Source organism: Nocardia asteroides (genome assembly GCF_021183625.1).
In the GTDB taxonomy this organism is placed as follows: Bacteria; Actinomycetota; Actinomycetes; order Mycobacteriales; family Mycobacteriaceae; genus Nocardia; species Nocardia asteroides_A.
Map to the genome: position 1 here is coordinate 3,255,405 of NZ_CP089214.1, position 15,170 is coordinate 3,270,574.

Consider the following 15,170-nt stretch of genomic DNA (forward strand, 5'->3'; position numbering starts at 1 on the left):
GGTCGGAGCATCCCGTTTTGCTATGCTGACCGCGACTTACGGGGAGGGGGAGTTCTCATGGTCGAATCAACGGGGAATCCGAGCGCGGCGATCCGGGTGGATCCGGACGTCCTGCGCACGTTCGCCCAGCGCCTCGGCGCCGAGGCGGAGGCGGTCACCGGGCTGGCGGCGGGCGAGCCGTTCGCGCCCGCGGTCAACGCGCTGCCCGGCACCGGGCTCGGGGCCGCCGCCGCGGCCGCCGGGGCCGCGCTGGACGGCTCGCTGCAGCGGATCGGCGCCCGGCTCACCACCGTCGCCGACAATCTGCGCACCGCCGCGGGCGGCTACGACCTCGACGAGGCCGAGTTCGCGCACCGGCTCGGCACCATCGGGCTGCCGTCATGACGCTCACCGTCGACGACGTCGCCGCCTGGCAGCCCGACCAGCTCACCGCGGCGGGCGACGCCGCGGCCAGGATCCAGGCGGAGCTGGACGCCGCGCTCGGCGCCGCGGTCACCGACACCGCCGCGCTCACCTGGTCCGGCGCCACCGCCACCGCGGCGACGGCACGGGTGGAGACCGAGAAGACCCGCGGCTCCGCGGTCAGCGCCGCGCTGCTCGAGCTGCGCACCGCCTTCACCCAGCAGGTGACGAACCTGGCGGAGGCGAAGGCGAAGGTGCTCGCGCTGCGCGACGACGCGCTGAACCAGCCCGCCCCGATGGGGCCGTACGGCGTCGCCCCGGACGGCACCGTCGACGCCGCCGCCCGCATCGCCTACCTGCGCGGCCGGGCGCACCTGGTCGACGTGGACGGCCTGGTCTTCCAGGAGGCGCTGCAGGCCGCCTCGCGCAGCTGGAACCTGACCCAGGCGCTGCGCACCGCGGAAGCCACCGCGACCACCGCGCAGACCGCCGTCGACCGGGCCACCGGCACGCTGCGCGCGGCCTACGACGGCCTCGGCGAACCGGCGCTGAACGTCCCGGCGGCCACCACCCCGGCCGCCCCGACCGCGCCCGCGAGCACCACCGCGGCCCCCGTCTCGTACAGCAGCGGCAAGTCCCCGTCGAACGGCAGCGGAACACCGACCGGCACCGACAGCGGGAGCGGCACCCCGCAGTACACCGCCACCGGCTCACTGCCGACCGGGCCCATGCCGACCGGAGACAGGGCCGAGTGGATCCGGCAGGCGATCGAGGTGCTGCGGGCGCAGGGGTACGACGTCAAGGACAGCGACGCCGCCGTCATCGCCATGATCATCGACAAGGAGTCGGGTGGAAACCCGCAGGCCATCAACCTGTGGGACAGCAATGCCGCCGCCGGCATCCCGTCCAAGGGGCTCATGCAGACCATCGACCCCACCTTCGACGCCTACAAGGTGGCCGGGCACGACGACATCTGGAACCCGGTCGACAACATCATCGCCGGGTCCCGCTACGCCATCGAACGGTACGGGTCGCTGTCGAATGTGCCCGGCATCGTCGCCATGTCGAGCGGGCAGGGATATCGGGGCTATTGATTCGCGTGCCAGGGCCACGGCGGCCGCGCACGGTGGTAAGTTCTGCGGCGCCGCGCCGGGCTGCTCCCGGCGGCGCAACCGTTCGTCGCCGGGCACGGCAGCAGGGCGGACGTCGCACCGACTCTGCGTGAGGGTGTGACCTACGCCCCGTAAAGTCGTCTCACAACAGCACCGCACGAACACGCAGCACACCGTGCAGCGCGAGGAGCACCAAGTGTCAGTCGAACAGCCACTCGCCCCGCTTCCCGAGGAGGGCACGGGTTTCGATTCGGCGTGGCCCGTCCGGGCGGGGGATGTGGATCCCTACAACCGATTGCGCTTCGACGCCGTCGCCCGCTACCTGCAGGACATCGCCTGGGAGCAGCTCAACGGCACCTTCCTGAACCGGACCGACCCGAACTGGATCGTCCGGCGCACGGTCATCGACGTCATCCGCCCGGTGCTGTGGCCGGACGAGGTGCAGCTGCTGCGCTGGTGCTCGAGCATGTCCACCCGCTGGACGAATATGCGGGTCCGGCTGACCAGTGGCAACGGCGGGCTGATCGAGACCGAGGGCTTCTGGATCAATATCAGCGAGTCCAACAACATGCCCGCCCGGATCAGCGACGAGGGCCTCGCCTACCTGGCGCGCTCCACCGACGAGCACCGGCTGCGCTGGCGCCCGTACCTCACCGACGCCACCCCGCCGGAGTCCGACACCGACCTGCCCTTCCCGCTCCGGGCCACCGATATCGACCAGTACAACCACGTGAACAATGCCTGCTACTGGCAGGCCGTCGAGCAGTTCCTGGCCGAGTACCCCAAGCTGGTCGCGGCGCCGCACCGCGCCGTCATCGAGTACGTGGCGCCGGTGCTCGCGCGCCAGCACATCCAGGTGCGCAGCCGCTACGAGTCGGGGGACCGGTCCGGTGGGCCGGTACTGCGGCTGTGGTTCGTGGTCGGTGGGGCGACCACCACGGTCGTGCGGATCATGCCGCTCCCCGCCTAGCGAGGAGCGGCACGGGCCTCAGCCGCGGGCGGCGTTCAGCAGGTCCTCCCTGGACGCGAACTTCACGCGGGGGCGGCCTGTGGTCTTGCCCGCGGTCTTCTCCGCGGTATCGATCGCTTTCCACCCCGCCCGATCCACCAGGTCCGGCTGGCGCGACTCCACCAGTTCCCGAAGAGCCGCCCGGTCCGCCTTCGGAGCCGCGAGCTTCCCGGCGACGAAGTCGGCGATCAGGTGTTCGACGGTCTCCTCGGAATCGACCCGGTTCGACCCGATCACCCCGCGAGCACCCCGCTTGATCCACCCGCTGACGTACACACCCTGGACCGGTGTGCCGTCCTCGACGACCCGGCCCTGCTCGTTGGGGACCACACCCTTGGCCTCGTCGAAGGGCAACGCCGGAACCGGCTGACCCCGATACCCGATGCTGCGTAGCACCAGCCCGGTTTCGAGGGTCTCGGTCCGGTCGGTCGCCCGCGCGGAGACTTGGCCGTTGTCGTCGAACAGCTCGTTGTGCGCGAACTCCACCCCGGTGACCCTGTCCTCACCCAGGACAGCGGTGGGTGAGGTCAGGAACCGGAACACGATCCGCTTGTGACCGGGGTTACGCGAAGCGTGGGCGTACTCCTCGGCCAGGGTGTACTTCAACCGCACCGACGGCTCCACATCCGGATCATCCAAATGCCCCCGCGACACCTCATCGAGGTCGAGGTCCTCGGCAGCGACCACGACATCGACATTCTTCAGATGCGCCAACGCCAGGAACTCCGGAGAGGTATACGCCGCCTGCAGGGGCCCGCGACGGCCCAGGATCACGACTTCCTTGATGTTGCTGGCCCGCAAAGCGTCCAGGGCGTGGTCGGCGATGTCGGTCTTGGCCAGCTCGTCGGGATCCAGGGTCAGGACCCGGGCGATATCGAGAGCGACGTTACCGTTACCCACGATCACCGCCCGCTCCCCCGACAGGTCATAGGACCGGTCGGCGTAATCGGGGTGCCCGTTGTACCAGGCCACGAACTCCGTCGCCGACACACTCCCCGCCAAATCCTCACCCGGCACACCCAGGCGCCGGTCGGTCGCCGCCCCGACCGCATACACCACCGCGTGATGGTGATCCAGGAGCTCCTCATGGCTGATATGGGTACCGACCTCGACATTGAGGTAGTACTGCAACGTGTCACGGCGGAACGCGGACTCGAACATCGCCGACACCGTCTTGGTCCCCGCATGATCGGGAGCCACCCCCGCCCGTACCAGCCCCCACGGGGTGGGCAGCCGATCGAACAACTCCACCTGCGCATCGGCCCGCCGCAGGATCGCGTCCGCGGCATAACACGCCGCCGGACCCGCCCCCACGATCGCCACCCGCAACGTCCCCAACGACTTCGGCGGACGCGCCGGAGACACCAACGGCTCGATCGTGGACTCCAACGGATGCCGCTGGAAATACGCCGCGTTGATATCCCGATACCGCGACAACGACGCCGTCAGATCGTCCTCGGAGAAGATCGCCTCCACCGGGCACGCATCGACACACGCCCCACAGTCGATACAGGTATCGGGATCGATATGCAGCATCTCCGCCGACGCGAACCCCGGCTGATCCGGAGTCGGACGAATGCAATCGACCGGGCACTCGGAGACACAACTCGCGTCGTTACAGCAACGCTGCGTGATTACATAGGCCATGTGTGCTGATCCTCGGGGTGTGCGTGTGGAGTGGCGCCACCGTGAAGGCGGACACGAGCATTCGCGGCCCCCGGCACTGTGATGCCGCTTTCAGTGTGCCTCGAGTGCGATCCGGGTCTCGCACCGGAGAGCGTCTACGGTGTTCCCATGGCGCGCACCCTCATCCTCCTGCGGCACGGGAAGTCGGCCTACCCGGACGGTGTGGCCGACCACGAGCGCCCGCTCGCGGCCCGTGGCGAACGGGAGGCGGGGCTGGCCGGCGACTGGATTCGCGCCACCCTCCCACCTGTCGACGAGGTGCGCTGCTCCACCGCCCTGCGCACCCGCGCCACCCTGGCGGCCACCGGCATCACCGCGCCCGCGCACTACGAATCCGGCATCTACGACGCGGACGAGGCCGAGCTGATCGAGCTCGTCCGGCTGACCGCGGACGCGGTGCGGACGCTGCTGCTGGTCGGCCACTTCCCCGGCATGCCGGAGACGGCGTGGGAGCTGGCCGCCGACCGGACGGGCGATGCCGCCGTCGCGCTGGCGCGCAAATTCCCGACCTCGGCGCTGGCGGTGCTGGAGTTCGAGCTGCCCTGGTCCGAGATCGGGCCAGGCAGCGGCGAGCTCACGCACTTCCACGTGCCGCGCTGAGCGTCAGCGCAGCTTCACCACGGCGACCACGCCGAAGACGGCGAGCAGCACGAACGCGGCGAAGCCGCCGAACAGCCACCAGACCGCGCCGAGCGCGGCGATGAACGGCGCCACCGCGATCGCGGTGATCACCGGGCTCTCCTTGACCGTGGCGAGGGCGGAACGCGCCCTGACCCGGTCGATGTCCTTACCAGGCATGCCTCCAGGGTAGGTCGGGTTGCGCGCCCGCGCCGAAACCCGGCGAGAATCGTCCTTGCTTGGAGTGCGCTCCAGGTGGCTAACGTCGGAGATGTTCCTCGGAAAGGGCGGCAGCGATGACCGAAGCGACGATCGAACGGCCGCGGTACTCCATCGGCGAGGCGGCGGAGCGGTCCGGGCTGAGCCGGGACACCCTGCGCTGGTACGAGCGGATCGGGCTGCTCAGCTCGGTCGGCCGCGACCACACCGGCAAGCGCCGGTTCACCGAGCGGGACCTGGACTGGCTGCAGCTGATCGGCAGGTTGCGCACCACCGGCATGTCGGTGGCGGACATGGTCCGCTACGCCGAGTTGGTGCGCGCGGGCGAGTCGACGATCCCGGAGCGGCTCGCCATCTTCCGGCGCACCCGTGCCGACGCGATCACCCGAATCTCCGAGCTCAGCCAGACCGTCGCCGTTCTGGACTACAAGATCGAGCTCTACGAGGGCACGGTCGGAACGCACTGTGAAGGGACGACAGTATGACCACCAGCGAAACCATGCCCACCGCCACGCTCGGCGGGATCGAGGTGGGCGTGCAGGGGCTGGGCTGCATGGGGATGAGCGAGTTCTACGGCACCTCCGACCTCACCGAATCGCGCGCCACGCTGGACCGCGCGCTCGAACTCGGCATCACGCTCTTCGACACCGCCGACATCTACGGCTCCGGGCACAACGAGGAGTTCCTCGCCGATTTCGTCCGGGCCAACCGGGACCGGCTGGTGCTCGCCACCAAGTTCGGCATCCGCCGCGACCCCGCCGACCCGGCCTTCCGCGGCATCGACAACTCCCCCGGCTACATCCGCTCCGCCGTGCAGGCCAGCCTGCGCAGGCTCGGCGTCGACACCATCGACCTCTACTACATGCACCGGCGCGACCCGGCGGTCCCGATCGAGGACTCCGTCGGCGCCATGGCCGAGCTGGTCGCGGCGGGCACCGTGCGCGCGATCGGGCTCTCCGAGGTCACCGGCGACGAACTGCGGGCCGCGCACGCGGTGCACCCGATCGCCGCGGTGCAGTCGGAGTGGTCGCTCTTCTCCCGCGACGTGGAGCGCACCGCGGTGCCCGCCGCGGCCGAGCTCGGCGTCGCCTTCGTGCCCTACTCGCCGCTCGGCCGCGGCTTCCTGACCGGCTCCTTCGCCGACGCGGGCACGCTGCCGGACGCCGCGGACTTCCGCCGCGCCATGCCGCGCTTCTCGGGCGAGAACGCGGCGCACAACGCCGCGCTGCTGGCCCCGATCCGGGAGCTCGCCGAGCAGCGCGGAATCACCCCGGCCCAGGTGGCGTTGGCCTGGGTGCACTCCCGTGCCGGTGTGCACGGCCTGCCGGTGGTCCCGATTCCGGGCACCCGCAGCCGCACCCGGCTGGCCGAGAACGCCGCGGCCGCGGTGCTGCCGCTCAGCGACGCCGAACTGGCGACGCTGGAGCCGGTGGCGGCGCAGGTCGCGGGGCCGCGCTACGCGGACATGTCGTTCACCTCGGCCGGGCGGGAGTGACCGGGCGGCCCCGGTCGTAGAACGGACCGCCCGGCATGATGTGGATGTCGGCGCGAGAAGGAGGAACGGCAATGTCGCAGGAGTCCGTCGAGGTCGTGCGCGAGGACGACAAGCAGCGCTACACGGTCCGGTACGAGGGTGCGCAGGCCGGTTTCGCGAAGTACGAGGAGCGCGGGGACGAGACCGTCTTCACGCACACCGAGATCGACGACAAGTTCGGCGGCAAGGGCCTCGGCAAGGCGCTGGCCAAGTTCGCCGTCGAGGACACCATCGCCAGGAACCGGACGATCCGCCCGATCTGCCCGTTCATCAAGGCTTTCCTGGACAAGCACGCGGAGTACGACGCCCACGTGATCGGCAAGGGCGTCCCGCGATGAGCGACCTGGACCCGAACCCAGCCGCCGAGGTCTGCACCCCGGCGGCGGGGCCGGGTCCGCTGGCCGAGCTGTACCCCGAGCGCGAGGTGCCGCTCGGCGGGGTCCGCGGCGTGTTCGTGGAGCGGGTGCTGCCGCAGCGCGACCTGCCGACCGTCGGGGCGTGGTGCTTCCTCGACCGCTTCGGCTCGCCGACGGTGACCACCACCGGCGCCCCGCCGGATATCGAGCCGCACCCGCACATCGGGCTGCAGACCGTCACCTGGCCGCTGGAGGGCGCGATCAGGCACCGGGATTCGGTCGGCTCCGACGTCCGGATCGAGCCGGGCCAGCTGAACCTGATGACCTCGGGGCGCGGCATCGCGCACTCCGAGTACGCCGTGCCCGGCGCGCCCGCAGGCAACGGCCTGCAGCTGTGGATCGCGCTGCCCGGCGCGAGCGCGGGCATCGACCCGCACTTCGAGCAGCACCGGGAGTTGCCCGAGTACGCCGCGCCCGGGGTGCGGGCCACCGTGCTGATCGGCACGCTGGCCGGCGTCACCGCACCAGCCAGGGCCTACACCCCGATCGTCGGCGCCTTCCTGCGGGTCGAGCCCGGCGCCGAGCTCCGGCTGCCGCTGGACCCCGCCTTCGAGCACGCGGTGCTCGGGGTCGATGGCGACGTCACCGTCGCCGGAGTCGAACTCGCACCCGGGCCGCTGCTCTACCTCGGCACCGGCCGGAGCGAGGTGGTGTTGCGCAGCGCGGCGGGCGCCCGGTTCGCGCTGATCGGCGGCGAGCCGTTCGCCGAGGAGCTGGTCATGTGGTGGAACTTCGTCGGCCGCAGCCACGGGGAGATCGAGCTGGCCCGCTCGCAGTGGGAGGCGCGCGACGTCAGCCGCTTCGGCTCGGTGCCTGGACACCCCGCCGACCAGCGCATTCCAGCGCCTCCGCTGCCCGGATTGCGGCTCACGCCGCGCAAGCGCCGAATCGGCACGCCGCACCCCTGAGAAGCCGCGCGGGCGGCGCTCTGCTCGGGGTCCGGACTCACCCCCGGGCGAGCAGCGCGTCCAGCGCGCGATACCCGTCGTTGAGCCCACCCTCCATGCCGGACTGCAACATGCCGTCGCGCTCGTCCGGTGTGTGGAACTGGCTGTGCGTGCGCACCTTCGTGCGCCCGTCGCCGAGGTCGGTGAAGGTGATCTCGTCGATGCAGACGTGCGCGGGCATCCCGTCCCACTCGAAGGACCAGACGATCCGCCGCTCCGGCTCGATCTCCCGGAACCGCCCCTCGAACCCGTGTGCCTCCCCCTCGGCATGCTCGACGAAGCGCCAGTGCCCGCCGCGGCGGAACTCCCAGCGCTCCACGTCGAGCGGATTGCCGCGCCCCCACCACTGCACCAGCTGCTCGATCCGGCTGTGCGCGGCCCAGACCCTGGCGATCGGGGCGTCGAAGACCCGCTCGATATCGATGCCGCGATCGGTGTCGGCGGCGACCAGGGTGTCGTTGGTGGTCGTTGTCATGGCTCCTGCTCCTTCGTTCGTTCCAGAAACGCGTCCAGACGGTCCATGCGCGCCTCGACCACCTCGCGGTAGCGCTGCAACCACGCCACCTCACGGTCGAAGACATCCGTTCCGAGCAGGCACCAGCGCACCCTGCCCCGCTTCTCGGTGGTCACCATGCCCGCCTCCGCCAGCAGCCGGATGTGCTTCTGCACGCCGGTCAGCGTCATGTCGAAGCGCTCGGCCAGCTCGGTGACCGTGGCCGGCCCCGCGCGCAGCCGCTCCAGGATTCCGCGCCTGGTCGGGTCGGCCAGCGCGCCGAAGGAGGCATCCAAGAAGTCATACTGAACCATCTAGTTCAGTATGGCGTGCGACCGCGCCCCGGTCAAGGGCGCACTACCCTGGAGAACATGAGCAGTGCCGTCGCCGATCACGAGAGTTCCGCCGACGGCGGGCCCGCCCTCTTCCGGCTGGTCCGGTTCTGGTCCCGCCGCTGGCTCGACGGCACCGGCCCGCAGCTCCCCGAGGAGCTCAGGCACACCCAGCACATCCAGGTCGTCGAGGCGGTCGCCGCCGGCACCGAGAACGGCGCCGAGGCCACCGTCGGCACCATCGCCCACCTGCTCGGCCTCGACCACTCCGCCGCGGGCCGCATGGTCCGCGACGCCGGCACCGACGGCTACGTCTCCCGCACCGAGTCCACCGTCGACCAGCGCCGCACCGCGCTGCGCCTCACCCCCCGCGGCACCCGCCTGCTGACCGGCGCCCAGCAGTGGCAGCGCCGAATCTTCACCGAACTCACCGCCGACTGGTCCGACGAGGACCGCGACCGCTTCGCCGGCTACCTGCACCGCCTCGGCGCCGAAACGGAGCGCTGAACTCTCGCGCCCCGGCTATGTCAGCCGCCGAATCCTGTCCACTGCTCGGCGCAGGCTGTCACTGTTCGTCGCTGCCTTCCCGACATCCCAGTGCTCGCGCGCGAATTCGTTGACCCGCACGACGTACAGCGGGCCGGTCCGGCCATCAGCCGTCACCATGTCGCTCCGGACGGCGCGGTACCGAGACTTGGCGCAGAGCTGCAGAACGGTCGCTTTGGGATGGGACAGCGACTCGGGAGCACGCGGGACAGCGGCCGCGCGAACACCGAAGTGTTCGGCGAAACCTTCCGCGTCGGCCAGCAACCACCCTTCCGACATCGGATGCACAACTCGCAGCAGGAACGACGGTGACATCGTTCCGATCGCCGCCGTCAGCTTCGCGTGCAGCTCGACCGGACACTGGGTATCGGAGTCGCGCAGGACCACCCATGACGATGTCAGGGCCGCACGGTTGTAGTTGGGGATCAACGGGTCGAGCTTCGTCTTACCGTTCTTCACGACGATCTTCCCGAGCTCGTGCCCGGCAGCACGAACGATGGCGACAGCCACTCCCCTGTCCGATTCACCCTCGACGACCACATTGATCAACTGTGCGGCCCTCGACGCAGCGTCGCCACGTCCAGCAGGCCACCGAGCTCCCCGGCAGGAGCGATCAGGTTGTGCACGATATCCGACGTCGGCAGCTCGGCCTCTACTTCTCCAGCAGCCTCGTCGATGTCGGACAGGAGCGTCGCGCGGGTTCCGTCGGTGGTGACCTCGAGGACCAGGACCTCTTCCGGAAGCACGCCCTCGTCGTCGAGCAGCTCCGGCGCGTGCGTCGACAGCACCACCTGGAGGGCACGGTCCCGCTGCGTCATCGCCAGCACGGCAGGCAATTTCCGCACGATCGCGGCATTGAGCGAGAGCTCCGGCTCCTCGAGCAACAGGATGCCGCCATTGGCAGGCGCACTGACCAGGGTCCAGAGGAGACCGATCAACCGGAGCGTTCCATCGGAGAAGTCCGCTTCGGTGTGGCGCGCGGGGGTGCTTCGCCAATGCCGATAGCCGGCCACCAGATGGGGGCGCCCGGTTGGGTCGACCTCGATCTTCAGCGACTCGAACTCGGGCACCGCATCCTGAAGGGCCTTCTGCATACGGTTCAACCAGGCGTCGCGAGTCTTCTTCGGGACGCCGTTCATCTGGGCGATGAAATCGCCCCCGAAGGGATCGTCGATTCGCACGGCTCGCGCCGGATCACGAATGACCTGCGGAACGAGGTGGAAGTATCTGACCTTCGTGAAGTACTCCGCGATCGGCCGAAAGCTCTGATTGGCGGAGATCTGCTCCAGGTGGGTCTGGGTGAGCCTTTCCGGATCATTGTCGTCTTCGGCGTCCGGCCGGTTCACGAGCACCGTGCCGTTGTGTTCGACCAACTCCTCGTCGACCACGGGGCGATTCCTGCCCTTCGCCTCACCCTTGACGACCAGCCGGTAGCGCCAGGTCTCGTCGCCGTCCGAGAGCCTGACGTCGATGATCAGCCGGCCCTTCTGGTTGTTCCGAGCAAATAGGCTGCGTACCTTCCCGAGCCCGGACCTCCGGTCTAGCGCGGACGCCAGCCCGCCACCGGGACCGGCAATGTCGCCGATGAAGCGGAACAGATCGAGAAGGTTCGACTTTCCGGAAGCGTTCGCGCCCACGATGAACAACCGATTGCGGATCGCGAAGTCGAGATTCTTGAAGTTGCGCCAATTGCTGGCGTTCACATGGGTGATACGCATCCTGTCTCCCGCGTCCGAGTCCAGCCGGCGTGCATGCATCGTAAAGCAGTTCGGCCCCCGATCCTGACGGAACGGGGGCCGAATGCCTTGCTACAGAACAGGACTACCGGTAGTCGCTGAACCCGTAGTCGTCCAGCGGGACCGCGGCACCGGTGCTCTGACCGAACCCGTCCGGGCTGTAGTAGGTGTCGTCGTAGGACGGCACCGCGTACGCCGCGGCACGTGCCTCCTCGGTCGGCTGCACCTGGATGTTCCGGTACCGGTTGATGCCGGTTCCGGCCGGGATCAGCTTGCCGATGATCACGTTCTCCTTGAGCCCGATGAGCTTGTCGGAGCGGCAGTTGATGGCCGCGTCCGTGAGCACCCGGGTGGTCTCCTGGAAGGAGGCCGCGGAGAGCCACGAGTCGGTGGCGAGCGAGGCCTTGGTGATACCCATCAGCACGGGACGGCCTGCCGCGGGCTCGGCGCCCTCGGCGACGACGCGGCGGTTGGCCGCCTCGAACTCGGCGCGCTCGGTGAGCGAGCCGGGCAGGAACTCGGTCGCGCCCGAATCGATGATCGTGACGCGCCGCAGCATCTGCCGCACGATGACCTCGATGTGCTTGTCGTGGATGGACACACCCTGCGAGCGGTAGACCTCCTGGACCTCGTGCACCAGGTGCACCTGGACCTGACGGGGGCCCATGATCCGCAGCACCTCGTGCGGATCCGCCGCGCCCTCCAGCAGCTGCTGGCCGACCTCGACGTGGTCACCGTCGGAGAGCAGCCGCTCGCTGCCGTCGTCGTGCTTGAACACGCGCAGCCGCTGCCGCTTCGACAGCTTGTCGTACACGACCTCTTCGCTCCCGTCGTCCGGGATGATCGTGATCTTGTAGAAGCGGTCGTCGTCCTCCAGCCGAACCCGGCCGGAGGTCTCCGCGATCGGCGCCTTGCCCTTGGGCACGCGCGCCTCGAACAGCTCCTGCACGCGGGGCAGACCACCGGTGATGTCGTCGCCGGCGACGCCACCCTGGTGGAAGGTGCGCATGGTGAGCTGGGTACCCGGCTCACCGATGGACTGCGCGGCCACGATGCCGACGGCCTCGCCGATGTCGACCAGCTTGCCGGTCGCCATCGAGCGGCCGTAGCAGGTGGCGCAGACGCCGGTGCCGGTGGTGCAGGTCAGCACGGAGCGGACCTTCACCTCGGTGATGCCGGCGTCGAGCAGCGCCTCCAGGGCCGGGTCGCCGAGATCGGCGCCCTTGGCCACGACCACGTTGCCCTTGGCGTCCAGCGCGTCGGACGCGAGCGTCCGGGCGTAGGTCGAGGTCTCGACGTGCGCGTCCCGGATCAGCGAGCCGTCCGGCTGCTTCTCCGCGATCGGCACCACGATGCCGCGCTCGGTGCCGCAGTCGTGCTCGCGCACGATGACGTCCTGCGAGACGTCGACCAGACGACGGGTCAGGTAGCCCGAGTCGGCGGTGCGCAGCGCGGTGTCGGCCAGGCCCTTGCGGGCACCGTGCGTGTTGATGAAGTACTCCAGCACGGTCAACCCCTCGCGGAACGAGGACTTGATCGGACGCGGGATGAACTCACCCTTCGGGTTGGTCACCAGGCCCTTCATGCCGGCCAGGGTCCTGGTCTGGGTGAAGTTACCGGTGGCGCCCGAGTCGACGATCGTGATGATCGGGTTGTCGGCCGGGTAGTGCGCGCGCAGCGCCCTACCGACCTCCTCGGTCGCCTCCTGCCAGATCTTCACCAGGGCGTTGTTGCGCTCCTGGTGATCGAGCGCACCGCGCTGGTACTTCTTCTCGATCTGGTCGGACTGCGCCTCGTAGCGCTCCATGATCTCCGGCTTCTCCGGCGGAACGAGAACGTCCGACATGGAGACGGTGACCCCGGAGCGGGTGGCCCAGTAGAAGCCGGTGTCCTTGAGCTTGTCGACGGTCTGCGCGACCACGATCATCGGGTAGCGCTCGGCGAGATCGTTGATGATCGTCGCCTGCCGCTTCTTCGGCATCTGCTCGTTGATGAACGCGTAGTCCGCCGGGAGCAGGTCGTTGAAGATGACCCGGCCCAGCGTGGTCTCCAGCGTCCACGCGTCGCCGCGCTTCCAGCCGTCCGGGAACCGCTCGGCCTCGATCTCGCGCGGCGGCCGCTGGTCGGTGAGCCGCACCTTGATCAGCGAACGCACGGTCAGCTCGCCGCGGTCCACCGCCATCTGCGCCTCGGCGGGCGAGGAGTACACGCCGTACTCCGGCCCGTCGGCGGTGGCCGGCCGGTACTGGCCCTTGGCGTCCTCTTCCAGACGGGTCAGGTAGTACAGGCCGGTCACCATGTCCAGCCGCGGCATGGCGAGCGGGCGGCCCGACGCGGGCGACAGGATGTTGTTCGAGGAGAGCATCAGGATGCGCGCCTCGGCCTGCGCCTCCGCGGAGAGCGGGAGGTGCACGGCCATCTGGTCACCGTCGAAGTCGGCGTTGAACGCCTCACAGACCAGCGGGTGCAGCTGGATGGCCTTGCCCTCCACCAGCTGCGGCTCGAAGGCCTGGATTCCCAGACGGTGCAGCGTCGGCGCGCGGTTCAGCAGCACCGGGTGCTCGGCGATGACCTCTTCGAGGACGTCCCACACCTGCGGCCGCTGCCGCTCCACCATCCGCTTCGCGGACTTGATGTTCTGCGCGTGGTTCAGGTCGACCAGCCGCTTCATCACGAACGGCTTGAACAGCTCCAGCGCCATCAGCTTGGGCAGGCCGCACTGGTGCAGCTTGAGCTGCGGGCCTACGACGATGACGGAGCGACCGGAGTAATCCACGCGCTTGCCGAGCAGGTTCTGGCGGAACCGGCCCTGCTTGCCCTTGAGCAGGTCGGAGAGCGACTTGAGCGGGCGGTTGCCCGGGCCGGTGACCGGCCTGCCGCGACGGCCGTTGTCGAACAGCGCGTCGACCGACTCCTGCAGCATCCGCTTCTCGTTGTTGACGATGATCTCGGGCGCGCCGAGATCGATCAGCCGCTTGAGGCGGTTGTTGCGGTTGATGACGCGGCGGTACAGGTCGTTCAGGTCGGAGGTGGCGAAGCGGCCACCGTCGAGCTGGACCATCGGGCGCAGCTCCGGCGGGATCACCGGCACCGCGTTGAGCACCATGCCCATCGGCGAGTTGCCGTTCATCTGGAACGCCGCGACGACCTTGAGCCGCTTGAGCGCGCGCAGCTTCTTCTGGCCCTTGCCGCTGCGGATGGTCTCCCGCAGGTTCTCGGCCTCGGCCGGAATGTCGAACTTCTCCATCAGCTTCTGGATGGACTCCGCGCCCATCGCGCCGGTGAAGTACTCGCCGTAGCGGTCGGTGATCTCGCGGTAGAGCAGCTCGTCGACGATGAGCTGCTTGACCGAGAGCTTGGTGAAGGTGGTCCAGATCTCGTCCAGCCGGTCCAGCTCGCGCTGGGCCCGGTCGCGGAGCTGGCGCATCTCGCGCTCGCCGCCGTCCTTGACCTTGCGCCGGACGTCGGACTTGGCGCCCTCGGCCTCCAGCTCGGCCAGGTCGGCCTCCAGCTTCTGCGCGCGGGCCTCGAGATCGGCGTCGCGCTGGTCGGCGACGGTCTTCTTCTCGACCTCCATCTCGGCCTCGAGCGTGGAGAGCTCGTTGTGCCTGAGCTCCTCGTCGACTCCGACGATGACGTAGGCGGCGAAGTAGATGATCTTCTCGAGATCCTTCGGCGCCAGGTCGAGCAGGTAGCCGAGGCGCGAAGGAACGCCCTTGAAGTACCAGATGTGGGTGACCGGTGCGGCCAGCTCGATGTGGCCCATCCGCTCGCGGCGCACCTTGGCGCGGGTGACCTCGACGCCACAGCGCTCACAGATGATGCCCTTGAAGCGCACGCGCTTGTACTTGCCGCAGTAGCACTCCCAGTCCCGGGTGGGACCGAAGATCTTCTCGCAGAACAAGCCATCCTTCTCCGGCTTGAGCGTGCGGTAGTTGATGGTCTCCGGCTTCTTCACCTCGCCGTACGACCACTGGCGAATGTCGTCGGCGGAAGCGAGACCGATCCGGAGTTCATCGAAGAAGTTGACGTCTAGCACGTAACTTCCTTTCCCCTGTTCGGGTCGAAATGGAGCAAAGAGTTCACTAGTGATGGAACGCGGGGCCGGGTGCCGACGGCG

16 protein-coding genes are annotated in these 15,170 nt (G+C 69.2%); 9 read left to right on the forward strand and 7 right to left on the reverse strand.

Annotated elements, in window-relative coordinates:
* Window positions 1-57 precede the first annotated feature (57 nt).
* The 3 genes from LTT61_RS15400 to LTT61_RS15410 all read left to right on the forward strand — a co-directional run bounded on the left by LTT61_RS15400 (window position 58) and on the right by LTT61_RS15410 (window position 2,484).
* Window positions 58-384, forward strand: coding sequence for a type VII secretion target (locus LTT61_RS15400; protein ID WP_233020647.1), 327 nt, complete (start codon window positions 58-60; stop codon window positions 382-384).
* Complete coding sequence (locus tag LTT61_RS15405; RefSeq protein WP_233020648.1) at window positions 381-1,496, forward strand: transglycosylase SLT domain-containing protein; 1,116 nt, start codon at window positions 381-383, stop codon at window positions 1,494-1,496. Before LTT61_RS15400 ends, LTT61_RS15405 begins: the two co-directional genes overlap by 4 nt.
* A gap of 214 nt (window positions 1,497-1,710) precedes the next feature.
* Entirely contained in the window at window positions 1,711-2,484 is a 774-nt protein-coding gene (locus tag LTT61_RS15410) for an acyl-[acyl-carrier-protein] thioesterase (RefSeq protein ID WP_233020649.1), read from the forward strand.
* Window positions 2,485-2,502: 18 nt separating this feature from the next.
* Here LTT61_RS15410 and LTT61_RS15415 read toward each other — a convergent pair whose 3' ends face one another.
* On the reverse strand, window positions 2,503-4,170 hold the full coding sequence (locus LTT61_RS15415; RefSeq protein WP_233020650.1) for an FAD-dependent oxidoreductase: 1,668 nt from the start codon (window positions 4,168-4,170) through the stop codon (window positions 2,503-2,505).
* A 147-nt stretch (window positions 4,171-4,317) separates the two neighbouring features.
* Between LTT61_RS15415 and LTT61_RS15420 the strand changes: the two genes are divergently transcribed.
* Window positions 4,318-4,809, forward strand: a complete 492-nt coding sequence (locus LTT61_RS15420) for a SixA phosphatase family protein (RefSeq protein WP_233020651.1) — start codon at window positions 4,318-4,320, stop codon at window positions 4,807-4,809.
* 3 nt (window positions 4,810-4,812) lie between these two features.
* Here the strand turns inward: LTT61_RS15420 and LTT61_RS15425 are convergent, their stop codons facing one another.
* The gene (locus LTT61_RS15425) at window positions 4,813-5,007 is read right to left on the reverse strand and encodes a hypothetical protein (protein WP_233020652.1); all 195 of its coding nucleotides are present in this window, start codon (window positions 5,005-5,007) and stop codon (window positions 4,813-4,815) included.
* 116 nt (window positions 5,008-5,123) lie between these two features.
* On the opposite strand from LTT61_RS15425, the gene LTT61_RS15430 reads away from it, so the two are divergent.
* The 4 genes from LTT61_RS15430 to LTT61_RS15445 all read left to right on the forward strand — a co-directional run bounded on the left by LTT61_RS15430 (window position 5,124) and on the right by LTT61_RS15445 (window position 7,904).
* The gene (locus LTT61_RS15430; protein ID WP_233020653.1) at window positions 5,124-5,531 is read left to right on the forward strand and encodes a MerR family transcriptional regulator; all 408 of its coding nucleotides are present in this window, start codon (window positions 5,124-5,126) and stop codon (window positions 5,529-5,531) included.
* A complete protein-coding gene (locus LTT61_RS15435) occupies window positions 5,528-6,541 on the forward strand; it encodes an aldo/keto reductase (protein WP_233020654.1) in 1,014 nt (337 codons plus the stop codon). Before LTT61_RS15430 ends, LTT61_RS15435 begins: the two co-directional genes overlap by 4 nt.
* Window positions 6,542-6,612: 71 nt before the next feature.
* Window positions 6,613-6,918, forward strand: a complete 306-nt coding sequence (locus tag LTT61_RS15440; RefSeq protein ID WP_233020655.1) for a GNAT family N-acetyltransferase — start codon at window positions 6,613-6,615, stop codon at window positions 6,916-6,918.
* Window positions 6,915-7,904, forward strand: coding sequence for a pirin family protein (locus LTT61_RS15445; protein WP_233020656.1), 990 nt, complete (start codon window positions 6,915-6,917; stop codon window positions 7,902-7,904). The genes LTT61_RS15440 and LTT61_RS15445 overlap by 4 nt, the downstream gene beginning before the upstream one ends.
* A 37-nt stretch (window positions 7,905-7,941) precedes the next feature.
* On the opposite strand, the gene LTT61_RS15450 is transcribed toward LTT61_RS15445, so the two are convergent.
* Together LTT61_RS15450 and LTT61_RS15455 are read right to left on the reverse strand one after the other, a co-directional pair.
* Entirely contained in the window at window positions 7,942-8,418 is a 477-nt protein-coding gene (locus LTT61_RS15450; protein WP_233020657.1) for an SRPBCC family protein, read from the reverse strand.
* Window positions 8,415-8,750: an ArsR/SmtB family transcription factor gene (locus LTT61_RS15455; RefSeq protein ID WP_233020658.1), complete on the reverse strand. Its 336-nt coding sequence runs from the start codon at window positions 8,748-8,750 to the stop codon at window positions 8,415-8,417. Before LTT61_RS15455 ends, LTT61_RS15450 begins: the two co-directional genes overlap by 4 nt.
* Window positions 8,751-8,807: 57 nt before the next feature.
* On the opposite strand from LTT61_RS15455, the gene LTT61_RS15460 reads away from it, so the two are divergent.
* On the forward strand, window positions 8,808-9,275 hold the full coding sequence (locus tag LTT61_RS15460) for a MarR family winged helix-turn-helix transcriptional regulator (RefSeq protein WP_233020659.1): 468 nt from the start codon (window positions 8,808-8,810) through the stop codon (window positions 9,273-9,275).
* 15 nt (window positions 9,276-9,290) lie between these two features.
* Here LTT61_RS15460 and LTT61_RS15465 read toward each other — a convergent pair whose 3' ends face one another.
* The 3 genes from LTT61_RS15465 to LTT61_RS15475 all read right to left on the reverse strand — a co-directional run bounded on the left by LTT61_RS15465 (window position 9,291) and on the right by LTT61_RS15475 (window position 15,089).
* Window positions 9,291-9,854 carry a hypothetical protein gene (locus LTT61_RS15465; RefSeq protein WP_233020660.1) on the reverse strand — a complete coding sequence of 188 codons (564 nt, stop codon included), beginning with the start codon at window positions 9,852-9,854 and terminating at the stop codon, window positions 9,291-9,293.
* 5 nt (window positions 9,855-9,859) lie between these two features.
* Complete coding sequence (locus tag LTT61_RS15470) at window positions 9,860-11,032, reverse strand: AAA family ATPase (protein ID WP_233020661.1); 1,173 nt, start codon at window positions 11,030-11,032, stop codon at window positions 9,860-9,862.
* Window positions 11,033-11,135: 103 nt separating this feature from the next.
* Entirely contained in the window at window positions 11,136-15,089 is a 3,954-nt protein-coding gene (locus LTT61_RS15475; protein ID WP_233020662.1) for a DNA-directed RNA polymerase subunit beta', read from the reverse strand.
* Between the last annotated feature and the right edge of the window lie 81 nt (window positions 15,090-15,170).